The 16,027-nt window shown below is 63.2% G+C and carries 12 protein-coding genes; 4 read left to right on the plus strand and 8 right to left on the minus strand.

Annotated features, from left to right (window positions below; genetic code table 11):
* Positions 1–200: 200 nt before the first annotated feature.
* Positions 201–815, plus strand: a complete 615-nt coding sequence (locus CO655_RS07460; protein ID WP_097609210.1) for a L,D-transpeptidase — start codon at positions 201–203, stop codon at positions 813–815.
* Positions 816–896: 81 nt separating this feature from the next.
* Here CO655_RS07460 and CO655_RS07465 read toward each other — a convergent pair whose 3' ends face one another.
* Positions 897–1,802, minus strand: a complete 906-nt coding sequence (locus CO655_RS07465; protein ID WP_038687854.1) for a DMT family transporter — start codon at positions 1,800–1,802, stop codon at positions 897–899.
* A 145-nt stretch (positions 1,803–1,947) separates the two neighbouring features.
* Between CO655_RS07465 and CO655_RS07470 the strand changes: the two genes are divergently transcribed.
* Positions 1,948–2,421 (plus strand): Lrp/AsnC family transcriptional regulator, encoded by a 474-nt coding sequence (locus CO655_RS07470; protein ID WP_003587651.1) that lies wholly within the window; start codon positions 1,948–1,950, stop codon positions 2,419–2,421.
* 175 nt (positions 2,422–2,596) lie between these two features.
* Here the strand turns inward: CO655_RS07470 and mgtE are convergent, their stop codons facing one another.
* Positions 2,597–3,970: a magnesium transporter gene (gene mgtE / locus CO655_RS07475; RefSeq protein WP_010032984.1), complete on the minus strand. Its 1,374-nt coding sequence runs from the start codon at positions 3,968–3,970 to the stop codon at positions 2,597–2,599.
* Between the two features lie 264 nt (positions 3,971–4,234).
* A complete protein-coding gene (locus CO655_RS07480; protein ID WP_097609203.1) occupies positions 4,235–5,464 on the minus strand; it encodes an MFS transporter in 1,230 nt (409 codons plus the stop codon).
* Positions 5,465–5,756: 292 nt separating this feature from the next.
* On the opposite strand from CO655_RS07480, the gene CO655_RS07485 reads away from it, so the two are divergent.
* Positions 5,757–6,701, plus strand: a complete 945-nt coding sequence (locus CO655_RS07485) for a diacylglycerol kinase family protein (protein WP_097664252.1) — start codon at positions 5,757–5,759, stop codon at positions 6,699–6,701.
* Positions 6,702–6,713: 12 nt separating this feature from the next.
* Here CO655_RS07485 and CO655_RS07490 read toward each other — a convergent pair whose 3' ends face one another.
* Positions 6,714–8,063, minus strand: a complete 1,350-nt coding sequence (locus tag CO655_RS07490; RefSeq protein WP_097664253.1) for a glutamine synthetase family protein — start codon at positions 8,061–8,063, stop codon at positions 6,714–6,716.
* A 436-nt stretch (positions 8,064–8,499) separates the two neighbouring features.
* Between CO655_RS07490 and CO655_RS07505 the strand changes: the two genes are divergently transcribed.
* The gene (locus CO655_RS07505; protein WP_097664255.1) at positions 8,500–9,867 is read left to right on the plus strand and encodes an aspartate aminotransferase family protein; all 1,368 of its coding nucleotides are present in this window, start codon (positions 8,500–8,502) and stop codon (positions 9,865–9,867) included.
* A 426-nt stretch (positions 9,868–10,293) separates the two neighbouring features.
* Here CO655_RS07505 and CO655_RS07515 read toward each other — a convergent pair whose 3' ends face one another.
* From CO655_RS07515 to CO655_RS07530, 4 genes are all read right to left on the minus strand, one after another.
* Complete coding sequence (locus tag CO655_RS07515; RefSeq protein ID WP_097664257.1) at positions 10,294–11,781, minus strand: glycosyltransferase family 39 protein; 1,488 nt, start codon at positions 11,779–11,781, stop codon at positions 10,294–10,296.
* Position 11,782: 1 nt separating this feature from the next.
* Positions 11,783–13,282, minus strand: coding sequence for a glycosyltransferase family 39 protein (locus tag CO655_RS07520; RefSeq protein ID WP_097664258.1), 1,500 nt, complete (start codon positions 13,280–13,282; stop codon positions 11,783–11,785).
* A 12-nt stretch (positions 13,283–13,294) separates the two neighbouring features.
* Positions 13,295–14,311 (minus strand): glycosyltransferase family 2 protein, encoded by a 1,017-nt coding sequence (locus CO655_RS07525; protein ID WP_097664259.1) that lies wholly within the window; start codon positions 14,309–14,311, stop codon positions 13,295–13,297.
* 135 nt (positions 14,312–14,446) lie between these two features.
* Positions 14,447–15,940: a glycosyltransferase family 39 protein gene (locus CO655_RS07530; protein ID WP_097606329.1), complete on the minus strand. Its 1,494-nt coding sequence runs from the start codon at positions 15,938–15,940 to the stop codon at positions 14,447–14,449.
* Between the last annotated feature and the right edge of the window lie 87 nt (positions 15,941–16,027).

Below are 16,027 nucleotides of genomic sequence, written 5' to 3' on the forward strand. Positions count from 1 at the left end.
CCAACCAGAACATCAACTGGGTGCCGCCGCAGGGCGGTGAGGGGCCGGTCTATCCGAATATGTGAGGCGGATCGGTATCGCGGCCGACAATTTCAAGTGCTAACGCCTTCGTGATCGGCCGTTGGCGGCCGGTCTTAGCCATTCGTTAACCATAAATTCCTTAGGTTGCGACATCTTCTTGACGCACTAAGGACACATTCATGACGATCTCCCGCCGGGGCTTTCTGATTGCTCTGCCTCTTGTTGTGGCCGGCTGCTCTTCGACCGGCTTGAACAGTCAGACGAATTATGCAGCGCTTCCCGATGAAAAGTTTCCGCTGAAGCAGGTGCCGATCGACAAGATCAAGCCCGAGCTTCGCCGTCAGGAAGTCGCCTACGAAACCGCGCATGCGGCGGGCACGATCGTCGTCGATACGCCGGCGCGTCGCGCCTATTATGTGCTTGGGAACGGCCGGGCGATGCGCTACGGCGTCGGTGTCGGTCGCGAGGGGCTGGCATTTGCCGGGGGTGCCTATATCGGGCGCAAGGCGGAATGGCCGAGCTGGACTCCCACCGAAAACATGCAGCGCCGCGAGGAGCGCTATCGCAGGCTTGCCGGCGGCATGCAGGGCGGTCCGAACAATCCGCTCGGCGCGCGGGCGATGTATCTCTATCGCGGCGGCAACGATACCCATTTCCGCATCCATGGCACCAACCAGCCGGAATCGATCGGGCTGGCCATGTCGAGCGGCTGTATCCGCATGATGAACCATGACGTGATCGACCTCTATAGCCGCGTCGAAGTCGGCGCCAGGGTTGTCGTCATCCAGGCCTGAGCGGCTAAAGCGGACCCATCAAAAAAGCCGCCGCAGCCCTGGCTGCCGGCGGCTTTTGGCTTGGCGCCGATGTTGGCGCGTTCAGCGGCGGCGTGCGGCAATCCCCGTCGAGAGCGCCACGCCGATGCCGGTGATGACGGCGGCGCTGATTTCGGCTGTGCCGACCGTTTCGCCGAGCAGGAAGCCGCCCCCGAGCGTCGCCAGAACCGGCGTCAGCGCCGTGAAGGCGGCGGCCTGCGTTCCGCCGAGGGTGCGGACGGCCGTGCCATAGGCGACCATGGCGACGAGACCGGAAAGAATGCCCTGGCTCAGCACCTGAAGACCAATTTCCGGAAGCGGCGCTTGCGGCAGCGAGATGCCGAAGACGAGGGCCAGCACAGCCATGATCAGGAAAGACCAGACGGCAATCAGCGCGCTGGCCTGAATGGCGGTCAGGCCCGAGCGGCGGAAAGCATGCGTATAGCTTGCCCAGAGTACGGCGCCGGCCGGCAGCAGGACAAAGCTCGTCCAGGGCAGGGAGGCATCGCCAAGGCTGCGGGCAAGCAGGATGAGAACTCCGCCGACGATCGCCAGCAGCCCGGCGATGCGCGTGACATCGGGCCGCTCCCGAAACAGCAGAATGCCGATCAATGCCGTGGCAAGCGGCATCGAGCCGCCGAGCAGGATGCCCGAAGAGGCGGCCGGCGTGGAGTGAATGGCAAGGGTCGTCACCAGGAAGAAGATTGCGCCGCAGCCGGCGACCATGATCGCCAGCACATGTAGCGGCAGCCCCTTCGGCAGCAGGCCGATCCGAAGCCAGACGGGCGAAAGCACGAGCGCCGGAATGCCGAAGCGGATGAGGCCGATATCGATTGGGCCGAGGGAGGTCGCGGCGCTGTGGCGGGTCGCCAGAAACCAGGTCGCCCAGATCAGCACGGTAATCGTGCCGGCGGCATAACCGAGGGACTGCGAAGGCGATTTGTCGTTTGAAAATGCGATCGTGCTCATCGTCCTAATCCTTTCCTCCGTCCGGATCCTGTCCGGTTGAAGTGAAGATTAGCGCCAGATGCCGGGGCATGTCCTTGCTATCTGTGGCTGGAAACTCGTGCTATACGCAATCTTCTGCCAATTGATGCCAATGGATATTATGAAAATGCCAAATCTCGATAAATTCGATATCGCCATCCTGAAGTGCCTGCAGGAAGATGCGCGGGCCACCAATGTCGAGATCGCCGAGAAGGTCAATCTTTCCCCGTCGCCCTGCCTGCGCCGCATCCGCAATCTCGAACGCTCCGGCATCATCCGCGGTTACACCGCCGATATCGACCGCAAGGAAGTCGGTCTCGGCCTGACGGTCTTCGTCGAATTCAAGGTCGTCCACCACAGCCGCGAGAATTCCGAGGCGCAGCAGAAGGCACTGCTCGCCATCCCCGAGATCGTCTCCTGCTTCCTGATCTCGGGAACGGCCGATTTCCTCGCCGAAGTGGTGGTGGAGGATCTCGCCGCCTATGAGCGGCTGCTGACCGAGACGCTGCTGACGCTGCCGAATGTCAGCGACATCCGCTCGAACTTCGCCATCCGCAGCATCAAGACGCATGGGCCGTTGAAGCTGCCCGAGGGGAAATGATTTCCCAATAGTTTTTCTCGCTAATAAAAACCCCTCCCCAACCCCTCCCCACAAGGGGGAGGGACTCAGCTGGGGCACCGTCTCGCTCCCCATCCAGGGTCAATATTTGGGATGCTGGTGCGGCAGTTTAAGCCCCTCCCCCTTGTGGGGAGGGGTTGGGGAGGGGTCTTGGGTGCTACAGCAGCGTCCCGCTGAGGATGAGCAGCGCCACCGAGAAGTAGATGACGAGCCCGGTGACGTCGACCAGCGTGGCGACGAAGGGGGCCGAGGCGCTGGCCGGATCGAGCCGCAGCTTCTGCAGCACGAAGGGCAGCATCGAGCCGCAGATCGAGCCGAAGGTGACGATCCCGATCAGGGCGGCAAACACCGTGATGGCCACCATCTGCCAGTGCGGGCCGTAGTCGTACAGCCCGGCGGTCTGCCAGAAGACGATGCGGATGAAGCCGACGAGACCGAGGATCGCGCCGAGCACGATGCCGGTCGGGAGTTCGCGGAACAGCACCTTCCACCAGTCCGAAAGCTTCAGCTCGCCGAGCGCCAAGGCCCGGATGATCAGCGATGTCGCCTGCGAACCGGAATTGCCGCCTGAGCTCATGATCAGCGGGATGAACAGCGTCAGCACCACGGCCTTTTCCAGCTCGCCTTCGAAATGCTGCATGGCGCTTGCCGTCAACATCTCGCCGAGGAAGAGCGCGGCGAGCCAACCGGCGCGCTTGCGGATCATGCCGGCGAAGCCGATCTTCATATAGGGCTGGCCGAGCGCCTCCATGCCGCCGAACTTCTGGGCCGCTTCCGTCGTATCGGCGATCATCGTATCGATCACGTCGTCGACGGTGACGATGCCGAGCATCTGCCCATGGTCGTCGGTCACCGGCAAAGCGAGCAGATCGTGCTTGCGGATCAGGCGGGCGACGTCCTCCTGCTTCATCAGCGGATCGGCCGCAACCGGAACGCCCTTCTGCGCTACCGTCAGAATGGACGCATCGGGCTCGCCGGTGATCAGGCGGCGCAGCGTCACCACATGCATGAGCGCATGGCTTGCCTCGTCGAGCACATAAATGGCGTAGACGGTCTCGCGCGAACGTTCGACCTGGCGCACATGGTCGAGCGTCTGGCCAACGGTCCAGCTGTCAGGCACGCTGACGAATTCCGTCGTCATGATGCCGCCGGCGGTGCGCGGCGGATAGCCCATCAGGTGCTGGATGGCGATGCGCACCGGCTCGTCGAGGCTGGCGAACAGCCGGGCGCGGGTCTCGGCGTCAAGTTCGAGCAGCACGTCGGCGACGCGGTCGTTGGACATGCCGTGCAGCAGCCGTGCGGCATCCTCGGCGCTCAACAGCGCCAGGATCTGTGCCGCGTTGCGCAGCTCCGGCCGGTCGAGGATGTTGACGGCATAGTCCAGCGGCATGCCGGTCAGCACGCGGCCGGCATCCTGGACGGTGAGTGCGTTCAACGCGTCGACGCGCTCGGCGATCGTTGCACCGCGGCTGTTGTTGATGAAGGCACGGGCGGCATGGCCTGCCCGAAGTGGGAAGCGATTGATATTCATTGAGGCTCGCCTTTCCGTCGATCCGCCGTAGCGTCCCGACGGGCGAGCCGACAGGAGTCGGTCAGCGCACGAGGGCCGCGTACGGCAAAGGCAATCGACTGCTACTGTCGCTTGGCATCTGAGTGATGGCTCCGTTGAAATCCGTGGAAGACAGGTGTCATCCACGTGTCATGCTAGGTGGTCCCGAACGCGGAATAAGTCAAGCGGGAGAAATGCTTAACGCCAGAATGTCGCACCCCCCGGGCGGGTGCGCATACTCATGGCTCAGACGGCCTGCGGACTCCGACCGCGACGTTCCAGCCGGAACGAGGCGGCAAAGACGAAGAGGCCGAGGAAGGAGAGCGCGGCGCCGACGTAACCGGTTGCCGCAAAACCGTAGCCCCAGGCGATGACGAGACCACCCAGCCAGGCGCCAAGCGCATTGGCGATGTTGAAAGCGGAATGATTGGAGGCAGCGGCAAGCGTCTGCGCATCGGCGGCGACATCCATCAGCCGGGTCTGCAGCGCCGGGCCGGCGGCGAAACCGCAGCCGACGAGGAAGACCGAGAGGCCGAGCATGTAGGGGTTGGCGGCGGTCAGCGAGAAGGTGGTCAGCACGACGATATTATAGACGAGCGATCCGCCGATCGTGCCGAGCAGCGACTTGTCGGCCAGCCACGAGCCGATGAAATTGCCGGCGTTCATGCCGACGCCGAAGAGCACCAGCATGATCGGAACCGCAGTTTCCGGCAGCATCGCCACCTCGGTTGTGGTCGAGGCGATATAGCTGAACATGGCGAACATGCCGCCATAGCCGACGGCGGCGATGCCGAGCGTCAGCCAGACTTGCGGCCGGCGGAAGGCGCCAAGCTCGCGCAGGAAGCTCGCTCCTTCGGAAACCCTGTCCTTGGGAACGTGGAACCAGATCAGCGCCACCGTCAGCAGGCCGACGACGCCGACCGTCAGAAATGCCACCTGCCAGTCGAGCGATTGGCCGAAGAGCGTTGTTGCCGGCGTGCCGAGAAGGGTGGCCACCGTCAATCCGAGCATGACGCGCCCGACCGCGCGTGCCCGCCGATGTACCGGCACCATCGAGGCGGCGACCAGGGCCGCAACGCCGAAATAGGCGCCATGCGGCAGGCCGCTGACGAAACGCAGCAGAGTGAAGGTCTCGAAGGTCGGGGCGACGGCGCTGAGAATGTTGCCGGCGGCAAAGACCAGCATCAGCGTCAACAGCAGCGTGCGGCGCGCCATCTTGGCGGCGAGCACGGCGATGACCGGTGCGCCGATGACGACGCCGAGCGCATAGGCGCTGATGACATAGCCGGCCTGCGGCGTCGTCACCGAGAAGGTTTCGGCGACATTGGGCAGCAGTCCCATGATGGCGAATTCGCCGGTGCCGATGGCGAACCCGCCGCAGGCAAGCGCCAGTTGAACCAAGGCTACGGTCGTCGCCGACGGCAGCTCGGCATCCGGCTGGATTTCGACGGGTTCATTGATCGCGATCTGGCTCACGAGAGCTCCTTGAGGCGGTTCTCTGCTTGGCAAAGGCCCTGGCGCGGAGGCGGGCCGATCGTTTGGAATGGCAGGACGTGGAGAGGTATTGGGAACCTCTATCTATCCGTGAGGTCCCTGCCGGCGTCGAGTGCATTTTTTGCAGTGCAGCGTCCTGTTATGTGCATATGTCTATTGCAATTTTTGCATTTCTGGCTCTTCTGAGGAAAAGCGGCGGCGCTTGAAATCGCCGATACCGCAACCATCTCAGGAGCAAGGCAGGAGCAGTTCCGCGCCAGAGAAGGGAGGCCTCATGAAGCTTGTAGGCTTTTTCAATCGCGACGGGGGCACCTTCAGGACCACCGATATGCTGGCCTACGAGAAGAGGGCGGAGGCAGCTTTCCGCGAAGCGGGGCATGATTTCGAAGCCATCGTTTTCTCCGGCAAGGAGATCATTCCCGCCATGGAGCGGGCCGCCAAGCGCGACGATATTGATGGTATCGTCGCCGGCGGCGGCGACGGCACGATTTCGGCGGCGGCATCGATCGCCTGGAAAAACGGCATTGCCCTCGGCGTCGTGCCGGCCGGCACGATGAACCTTTTTGCCCGCTCGCTGCGCGTGCCGCTGGATATCTGGCAGGCCCTCGATGTGCTTGCGACCGGCGAGATCGACAATGTCGATATTGCCAGCGCCAATGGCCGGCCGTTCATCCACCAGTTTTCCGCCGGCCTGCATGCCCGCATGGTGCGCTACCGCAACGCCTACAGCTATCGTTCCAGGCTGGGCAAGATCCGGGCGAGCACAAAGGCCGCTCTCGGAGTGATCTTCAATCCGCCCGAGTTCGAGGTCGAGTTCGAGGCGGCCGGGATGCGCGAGCGCCGCTGGGTGTCCGCGGTCTCGGTCTCCAACAATCCATTCGGCGAGAACGCGCTGCTCTACGCCGATAATCTCAGAAGCGGCGAACTCGGCTTCTATACGGCAAATCCGTTGAAGCCCCTCGGCGTCGCCCGCCTTGCCATCGACATGCTGCGCGGCAAGGTCCGCGAGAATGCCGACGTCATGGTCATGCACCCGGCCGAAGTGCACCTGCACTTCCCGAAACTGCGCTCCAAGGCCAATTGCGTCATGGACGGCGAGCTGCTGCCGCTCGCACGCGACGTCTCGATCCGGCTGCATCCGGGGGAATTGAAAGTCCTCGTCAAGCAGGGGCTCGCCGCTCAGGTGAATGAGGACGAACGCCGCGAGCCTGCAGCCTGAGGCCGGAAGGCTTCAGAGCCGCGGCAGATAGGTGCGGTAGTCGAAATCCGACACGGTGCTGAGATACGCCAGCGCTTCCTTGCGCTTGGTGTCGCCGTAGAGTGCCTGGTAGCGTGCGCCGAAGATATCGGCGATGAAGGGCGAGGTGCGGAACGTCTCGACCGCGCTGAGGAAATCATGTGTCAGCCGCGTCGTATTCGCGGGCGTGTATGAAGGCGTTGTCTCCTCGCCGGGGTCGAGTTCCCGGTCGAGCCCATTCAGCATGCCGCCGAGGATTGCCGCGAGCAGCAGATAGGGATTGGCATCGGCGCCGGCGACGCGGTGCTCGATACGCGCGGCCGGCCCGTCCTTGTCAGGGATGCGGATCGCCGTGCCGCGATGGCCGCTGCCCCAGGTCAGATCGACCGGCGCGAAGGAGCCCGGCTGGAAGCGGCGGTAGGAATTGGCGAAGGGCGCGAAGATCAGCTGCGCCGCGCGCACGCTGTCGAGCAGACCTGCTGTGACCGATTTCAGCAGCTTCGGCTCGCCGCCCTTGGCATCGAGGATGTTGCGGCCCTGGCCGTCTATGACGCTGGCATGCACATGCAGACCGGAACCGGCATGCTCGGAATAGGGTTTGGCCATGCAGGTCGATTTGAGCCCGTGGCGGCGCGCCGCCTGTTCGGCGATGCGCTTGAGATAGAGGCAATCGTCGGCGGCGGCCAGCGCATTGGCGCGATGCATGAGATTGACCTCGAACTGGCCCGGGCCGAATTCCGCCGTCGTCGCATCCGCCGGCAGTTCCTGCGCCTTGGCGTAGGCCTTGAGTGTCTGCAGATAGTCCTCGAGCGCATCGACGGCGCTCATGTCGTAGAGCTGAAAGCCGTTCGGTTCGCCGCGATAGGTAAGGCTTTCGGGCGGGGAGGGACGCCCGGTTTCGCGCCAGTCCGCTGACATCACGTAGAATTCCAGCTCGGTGGCGACGACAGGCGTCAGCCCGCGGCTGCGATAGCGTTCGACCACCGAGGCGAGGATGGCGCGCGGATCCATGAAGCTCGGGCTGCCGTCGAATTCATGCATGGTGGCGAGCGCCTGCATCGAGCCCTCCGGCGCCCAGGGCATCGGCGCAAGGCTGCGCCGGTCGGCGATGACCATGCCGTCGGGATCGCCGATCGTCAGCGACAGGCCGGTAATGTCGTCATTGTCGTCGCCCCAGATATCGAGCGACTGCGTCGACGTCGGCAAGCGGATCTCACCGGCCCAGACCTTGCCTTCGGCGCCTGATGGAAGCTGCTTGCCGCGCAGCTCGCCGTTCATGCCGACGATCAGGATCTCGAAACGCGGGTCGCCACCGGTCTTGCCGTCCATCCTGTCGCTCGCCATGACCTTGAAAATCCTCCGGGACAAGGCCAAGCTCCTATCCCATCGATAGCAGCCTTTCAATCCGCGAGGGTCTTTCACTAGAGCCTTTCCTGGTTAGATTGAAGCATTCTGCCGGAGCAGGTTTTCGTCAGGGCAGAGGCGATTGGCGACGGGCATACCCCAAGGTACGTCCGAGCCGATCGCCTCTGATCCTGGCGGAAACATGCCCGGCCCACCGGGCGCCGCTTCGCTATGGCGAAGCGATAAGTGCGTCCGGCGCTTCCCACGTCTTGCAGATTTGCCAGGCAAATCTGCGGGAGGGTTGGCTGCAACGGGCCGGCTGATCGCCCGGCCGGCTTGGCCGTAGAGCCGGGCTACGACGCGCGCCGGCCGGTCGACCATCCGACTCCGTTTGAGCCAACAGAATGCTTCAATCTAACCAGGAAAGGCTCTAGCCATGCCCGATACTTACCCGCCCTCGAACCTTGCCGCGATCGACGCAGCCCATCATCTGCACCCCTTCGCCGACATGAAGAAGCTGAATGCCGATGGCGCCCGCGTCATCCAGCGCGGTGAGGGCGTTTACATCTTCGATGATCGCGGCCGGAAATATCTCGATGGCTTCGCCGGCCTCTGGTGCGTCAATATCGGCTATGGCCGCCGCGAGATCGCTGAGGCTGTCGCAAGGCAGATGAACGAGCTGCCCTATTACAACACCTTTTTCGGCACCACCTCGACGCCGACGGCGCTGCTGGCGCAGAAGGTGACGTCGCACACGGGCGCGCGTTTCAACCATATCTTCTTCACCGGCTCCGGTTCGGAGGCGAACGACACCTGGTTCCGCATGGCTCGCGTCTATTGGAGCGCCGTCGGCAAGCCGTCGAAGAAGATCGTCATCGCGAGAAAGAACGGCTATCACGGTTCGACCGTCGCCGGCGCCAGTCTCGGCGGCATGAAATACATGCACGAGCAGGGCGACCTGCCGATCCCTGGAATCGTCCATATCGGCCAGCCCTATTGGTACGGCGATGGCGGCGATCTCTCGCCTGATGAATTCGGGCTGAAGGTCGCCCGCGAACTCGACGCGAAGATCGATGAACTGGGCGAGGAAAACGTCGCCGCCTTCGTCGCCGAGCCGGTGCAGGGGGCTGCCGGCGTCATCATCCCGCCGGAAACCTATTGGCCGGAGATCGACCGCATCTGCAAGGCGCGCAATATCCTGCTGGTGACCGACGAGGTGATCTGCGGTTTCGGCCGGCTGGGCGCCTGGTTCGGCCACCAGCATTTCGGCGTCGAGCCGGATCTTGCGCCGATCGCCAAGGGGCTTTCCTCCGGCTACCTGCCGATCGGCGGCGTGCTCGTCAGCGATAGGATTGCCGACGTGCTGATCAACGAGGTCGGCGAGTTCAACCACGGCTTCACCTATTCCGGCCACCCGGTCTGTGCGGCCGCCGCCCTCGAAAACCTCCGCATCATCGAGGCGGAAGGGTTGGTCGAACGCGTGCGCGACGATATCGGCCCCTATTTCGGCAGCGCCTGGGTAGCGCTTGGCGAACATGACCTGGTCGGCGAGGCCGTTAGCATCGGCCTGATGGGCGGCCTGCAGCTCGCTGCCGACAAGAGCACGCGCGCGCGTTATGAGAAGCCCGATCAGGTCGGTGCGCTGGTGCGCAATCACGCGCTGGCGAACGGCCTCGTGCTGCGCGCCACCGGCGACCGCATGCTGGCCTCGCCGCCACTCGTCATCAGCCACGCGGAGGTGGACGAGATGGCCAGGATTACCAAGCTGGCGCTGGATGCGGCCTGGAAAGAGCTGAGATCCTGATGTCGCTCAGCCGGCTGGGTCCATTGCGGTGTGGTGTGTCTCTGTACGCCGGCGGCGAGTTTGGCGAGAACGCCAACCACACTCTCCGTCATCCCAGGCCTTTGAGCCTGGGATCCATGCCGCTGCTGCTGATGGATTCGGTGTGGATGCTCGGCTCAATGCCACTGCTGTTCGGTTTGCGTCGACGGCTGCCCCTCACCCTAACCTCTCCCCGTAAAACGGGGAGAGGGGACGTGCCCCGCGAGAGCGAGGTGGGAACGGAGAGGGCGCGGCAGGTCCCTTCGCCCCGCCTGCGGGGAGAAGGTGGCGGCAGACGGATGAGGGGCGGGCGGCGATCTCTTAGGGCGACGATTTTCTATCACCATAATCACGGCTACACTTATTCCGGCCATTCGGTCGATGCGACCGCCGTACCCCTGATTTCACTCACCCCGACCGCTTGACCCAAGCATATCCGAATCGGTAGCGGTCGTCGCCGCGCTGATAGAGATAGGGCACGTCGATCACCGATGCCGCAGGCGCGGACACGCCGAGATTGGCCTGGAGCCATTCAGCCATGGTCGGCGGAAGCCCTTCGCTTCCCCCCTTCGGCGGGATCAGCCACACGAGAAGCAGCGGTTGCCGGCCGCTAAAATCCGGGCGGAAGCCGGGATAATCCACGGAGAGGACCGGCACATCAGGGATATCCTGCCTGAGATTGCCGGCGAGCAGGCTGTCGCCGGCAAGGATCGCTGCCGGTTCGCCCTGTTTGCGCAAGCTTTCCAGCATCGTAGCATAGGGCCTGTTAAGCCGTTCGTAATGGCCGGTGAAGCGTGCGGCGGCGACGCTGCCGTAAAGGGCGGCCGGCACGCCGATCATGATGACGGCGACGACGGCCATTAAACGCCGGAACGCCGTTTCTGTCGCGAGCCCGGCGGCGTCGATCTTCAGGCAGAAATAGAGCGGCAGGATGAAGAGCATCGGCACCAGCCAGCGATCCTTGATGCCGGCAGCGCCGCCGAAGACGATCAAAAACAGGATGCCGATGACGAAGACGAGCATCATCCGCTCGATGAGCCGCGTCCATTCCGACCGAGCGGCCAATGCCGGGCGAAGGTTCTTGCCGAAGACGACAGCGAACACCGCCACGGTCAATCCGGCAAAGCTGAGGATGGCAAGAGCGAGCGAGCCGACGCCCATGGCCACCTGCATGGGATAGCCGGCATTGTCGCTGGCGGTCATCTTTTCCAGGGTGCGGGCGGTGGCGAAGTCGAGATTGTCCTTCAGCCAGAAGAGATGCGGCAGGGTGATGACGAGGGCAACGATAGCGGTCACCGCCAGCCGTCGATCGAAGATCCGCCCCCGCCAGCGCGCATCCGCCAGCGCGCCGATCAAGGCCGCGGCCGGCAGGATGGCGAAATTATATTTGGCGAGCAGGCCGAAACCGATGCCGATGCCTGTTATCAGATAGGAGGCAAGGCTCGGCTGTTTCAGACTGCGGATGAAGCCGTAGAAGAAGATGCTGGCCGAGAAGAACACCGCGACCGTGTGCGTCAGGTCTCGCTGCATCTCGAAGACCATTTGCGGGATGGTCAGCAATCCGAGCGTCGCGATCGCCACCAGCGCCTTGTCGCGCAAAATGAGACGCGCGGTCAGGCCGTACAGCAGGTAGGCGCTGAACAGCAGGAGATTCTTCACCACCGAAAGCGCGACAAGCGAAACACCGGCAAACTGGAAGACGGCATATTGCAGCCAGTTGTAGAACGGCGGCTGCGGGCCGTAACCGGCGGCGAGCCATTGCGAGCGGAAAACCTGTTCGGCCTCGTCGAGATCGAGTGAATGCGAGGTTGCGAGCCGCACACCGACCTGAAGCGTGAAATAGACGGCCAGCAGCACGAAAATCCAGCGCATGTCGCGAAGACCGGTCTTGATCATTCTATCTGGCCCCCGGCCGAACCCAGGCATAGCCGAGTGCGAAATTATCGCCCTGGCGGCCGAAATAATAGGGAAGCGATAAGGCGCCGATCTCCTGCGGCGTGATGCCCGCCGCCGTCAGCGCCGATGAAAACCGCTCCGGCATGATGGCATCCGCCGCCGTCGCCGTCTTCTTGCCGCGCCAGACGATCAGCACCGGTCCGCCTGCTGTCGCGTAGGCCGGAATGCCGGCAACGGGAAAATCGGGGATGACGACCGGCACATGGGGAAGCTGCAGACGCATGTTGCCGGCGACATAGGGATCCGAGGCAATCACCAGTGCGGGTTCGGCCTGCCGGGTCATTTCGCGGGCGAGATCGGCCATCGGCACATTCGGTCGGCTATAGGTGCCGATCAGCCCGGCGCCGACCACGCGGAAGCCGAGCGCGACCAGCACACAGGCCATCAGCACCGGAACGACCGGCCGGAAGCGGCGCAGCCCGGCGGAAAGATCGAGCCCGGCCGCCTTCATCTTTGCCAGAAAGTAGATCGGCAGCACCAGCAGGAACGGATCGAGCCAGCGCTCACGCACCGTGGTGGAACCGGTGAACAGCACGATCAGAAGGATTCCGGCGAGGCTCGCAAGCATCATCCGCTCCATCATCGCGGTCCAACGGTTTCCGGATGAAAGCATCAGGACAAAATCCCGACGGAAGGCAGCGGCGAAAATTGCGACCGGGAGTGCCGCAAAGGCGAGGATGGCGACGACAAAGGCGAGAATACCTTTGCCGATCCGTACGATGCCGGCGGGTTCGTTGCCGGCGGCCATCTTGACCAGAGTGTCGGAGGAGGCGAATGCGAGATTGCCCTGCAGCCAGATCGCATGCGGCAGGACGATGACGAGCGCGACGGCGACCGCGATCAGCATGCGCCAGTCGAGCGCCCTGCGCCGCCATTCGGCGTCAGGCAGGATGGCAATCAGCGCGACCGCCGGCATCAGCGCAAAATTGTACTTCGAGATCAGCCCGATGCCCGTTGCAAGGCCGAGCAGCAGGTAGCTGCCGACGCCTGGCCGGTCGAGCGTGCGGAAGAAGCCATAGAGGAACAGGGAGCTGGCAAAGAGCAGCGCCGTCGTGTGGGTCAGATCCTGCTGGGCCATGTAGGAGACCTGGGGCAGGGTGATCAGCGCCAGCATGCCGACGGCGGCGAGGGCCTGGTCCTTCAGTGCTTCGCGCCCGGCAAGGCCGTAAAAGAGGTAACACAGGAAGAGCAGGATATTCTTCGGCACGATCAACGCGCTGATCGACATGCCCGTCACCGAAACGACGGCATATTGCATCCAGTTGTAGAAGGGCGGCTGCGGGCCGTAGCCCGCCAGCAGATATTGCGAGAAGAAGGACTGCTCGGCCTCGTCGAGCTCCAGCGAATGCGGAAGCGCCAGTCGCAGCCCGACGTTCAGCACGAAATAGGCTGCAAGCAGCAGAGCCGCGATTCCGATCGTCCTCGTCGCGCGTTCCAGCATCGTGCTGCCGGCTTAGGCTTGGCTTTGATCGTCGAAGATCTGCCGCACGATATAGTTCGGAGAGGCGTCGTCACGGTAATAGGTGCGCGCGATCATTTCCGCCAGAATGCCGGTCGTGATCATCTGCACCGAAGACAGCAGCAGCACGACGCCGACCATCAGCATCGGTCGCGTGCCGATATCATTGCCCATGATGAACTTGTCGAAGCCGAGATACAGCAGGATCAGCATGGCGACGGCGCCGAGACCGAGACCCAGCGAGCCGAAGAAATGCCCCGGCCGCGCCTTGTAGCGCATGAAGAACATCACCGAGAGCAGGTCGAGGATGACGCGGAAGGTGCGCGAAATCCCGTATTTCGAAACGCCGTGTTCGCGGGCATGGTGGGTGACGGCCATTTCGCCGATGCGCGAGCTCGGCACGACACCGGCCACCCAGGCCGGGATGAAGCGGTGCATTTCGCCCATCAGCTTCACCTGCTTGATGATCGAGGCACGGTAGATCTTCAGGCTGCAGCCGTAATCGTGCAGCTTGACGCCGGTGATGCGGCCGATCAGGTAGTTGGCGCACCAGGAGGGTATCTTGCGCAGGAACAGACCGTCCTTGCGGTTCTTGCGCCAGCCGACCAGGAGGTCGAGTTCGCGCCGTTCCAATTCGCCGACCATCGCAGGAATGTCCTTCGGATCATTCTGCAGGTCGCCGTCCATCGTCGCGATCAGGCGGCCCCGGGCGGTATCGATGCCGGCCTGCATGGCGGCGGTCTGGCCGAAATTGCGCTGCAGCTCGACGATTCTCAGCGCCAGCCCCTCGCGCCCGACGTATTTGCGGGCGTTGACGAGCGTCGCATCCGTGCTGCCGTCGTCGACGAGGATCAGTTCCCAGCGATGAGGATATTGGGACATCGCGGCAAGGATACGCTCGACCAGCGGGCCGACGCTTTCCTCTTCGTTGAAAACGGGCACGACCAGCGACAGCTCGAGCGATTGTACCGGATCATTCGTGCCGCGAATGGGCTCTACCGTTGTCTGCAACTTTCATCTCCAAAAGGCCGGGCGGCCTGGCAGTCCTTACTGCCGCCACCGCGTTTGCGGAAGCCTACTACATGAACTGCCCGTCCGTTGCCAGCGGCCAATGCCGGTTTCGCAATCGGCCGACATGCCGCAGCGCTATTGCGCGCCTCCCTCCACCCAGGAGTAGCCAATGGAGAAGGTATGTTTGCCGTCACCGAAAAGATAGGGCAGCGTCAGGGTATTTATCTCTTTCAGATGAATACCCGATCTGACGAGATCGTTGGCGAAGCCGGGAGAGATGGTTGGATCATTTGCGGTTTCGCCGCGCCAGACAACCAGCACCGGCCCCTTCGCAGCCGCATATTCGGGAACCCCGGGGCCGGGGAAGAACGGGATCACGACGGGAACGTCGGGAAATTCGAGCTTCATATTGCCCGCCACGAACTTGGTTCCCGCGACGATGAGAACCGGTTTGCGGGTCGCTGTCAGTTCGGTCACGTAGTTCGCGAAGGGCACGTTCGTTCTCGTATAGGTGCCGATATATTGAATGGCGACGATCCGCAGCAGCAGGATCGACAGGATGACGATCATGAAAACCGGCACCACCGGCCGGAAGCGTGCAAGGCCGGCGGAAAGATCGAAACCTGCTGTCTCCAGTTTCAGGAACAGATAGATCAGCAGGACGAGCAGGCACGGGTCGAGCCAGCGCTCGTGGATGTCGCTGGCGCCGGCGAAGACGACGATGCCGGCGAAGGCGAGCAGGCTGACAACCATCATCCGCTCGATCACCCGGATCATCGGACTGGACGAAGACAGCGCCCGGAAGAAATCCCGCCGGAAGGCAGCCGCGATGAGAACGATCGGCAACGCGGCGAAGCCGAGCACGGCGATGACGAGGGACAACAGCCCCTGTCCGATGCGGGGGAGGCCGGCCGCGGCCTCATGCTCGGCAGTCATCCGCTCCAGCGTCGGGGCCGAAGCGCTGACGAGGTTATCGGGCAGCCAGAGCGCATGCGGCAGAACGATCAGAATGGCGATGACGGCCGCCGCCAGCAGGCGCCAGTCGAACAGGCGGTTGCGCCACTTCCAGTCCGGCAGCACGGCGACGAAGGCGGCAAAAGGCAGGATGGCGAAATTATACTTCGAGATGAGGCCGATGCCGGTGGCAATGCCGATGACGAGATAACTGCCGATCGTCGGCTGGCGCAGCGTCCGGAAAAAGCCGAAGAGGAAGAGCGAGGTCGCAAACAGCAGGGCAACGGTATGGGTGAGCTCGCGCTGCGCCATCAGACCGACCTGTGGCAGGGTAATCAGGCTCAGCATGGCGATGGGCGGGAGCAAACGGCTCTTCAGCACCTCGCGGGCAGCCAGACCGTAGAAAAGATAGCTGCCGAAGAGGATGATGTTCTTGGGAACCGAGAGCGCCCACATCGTAATGCCGGTCACAGAGACGATGGCGTACTGGATCCAGTTATAAAAGGGCGGCTGCGGGCCGTAGCCGGCCAGAAGATATTGCGAGTAGAATGCTTGCTCCGCCTCGTCGAGATCGAGTGTATGCGGCAATGAGATGCGGAGCAGGATGTTCAGCAGGAAATAGACTGCCAGAAAAATGCTGGCGCTCTTGATGCTTTTGGTAATGCGCTCCAACATCGATCTCCAAGTCAAGCCGGCAAGGCCTCGCCATCTCTGCCGCGCGGATCGCCGGCTTGAGGCGATCCCGCCGTCGCCGCCATCAAC

Origin of the sequence: Rhizobium sp. M1 (genome assembly GCF_002531805.1) — a bacterium.
Lineage (GTDB): Bacteria > Pseudomonadota > Alphaproteobacteria > Rhizobiales > Rhizobiaceae > Rhizobium > Rhizobium etli_C.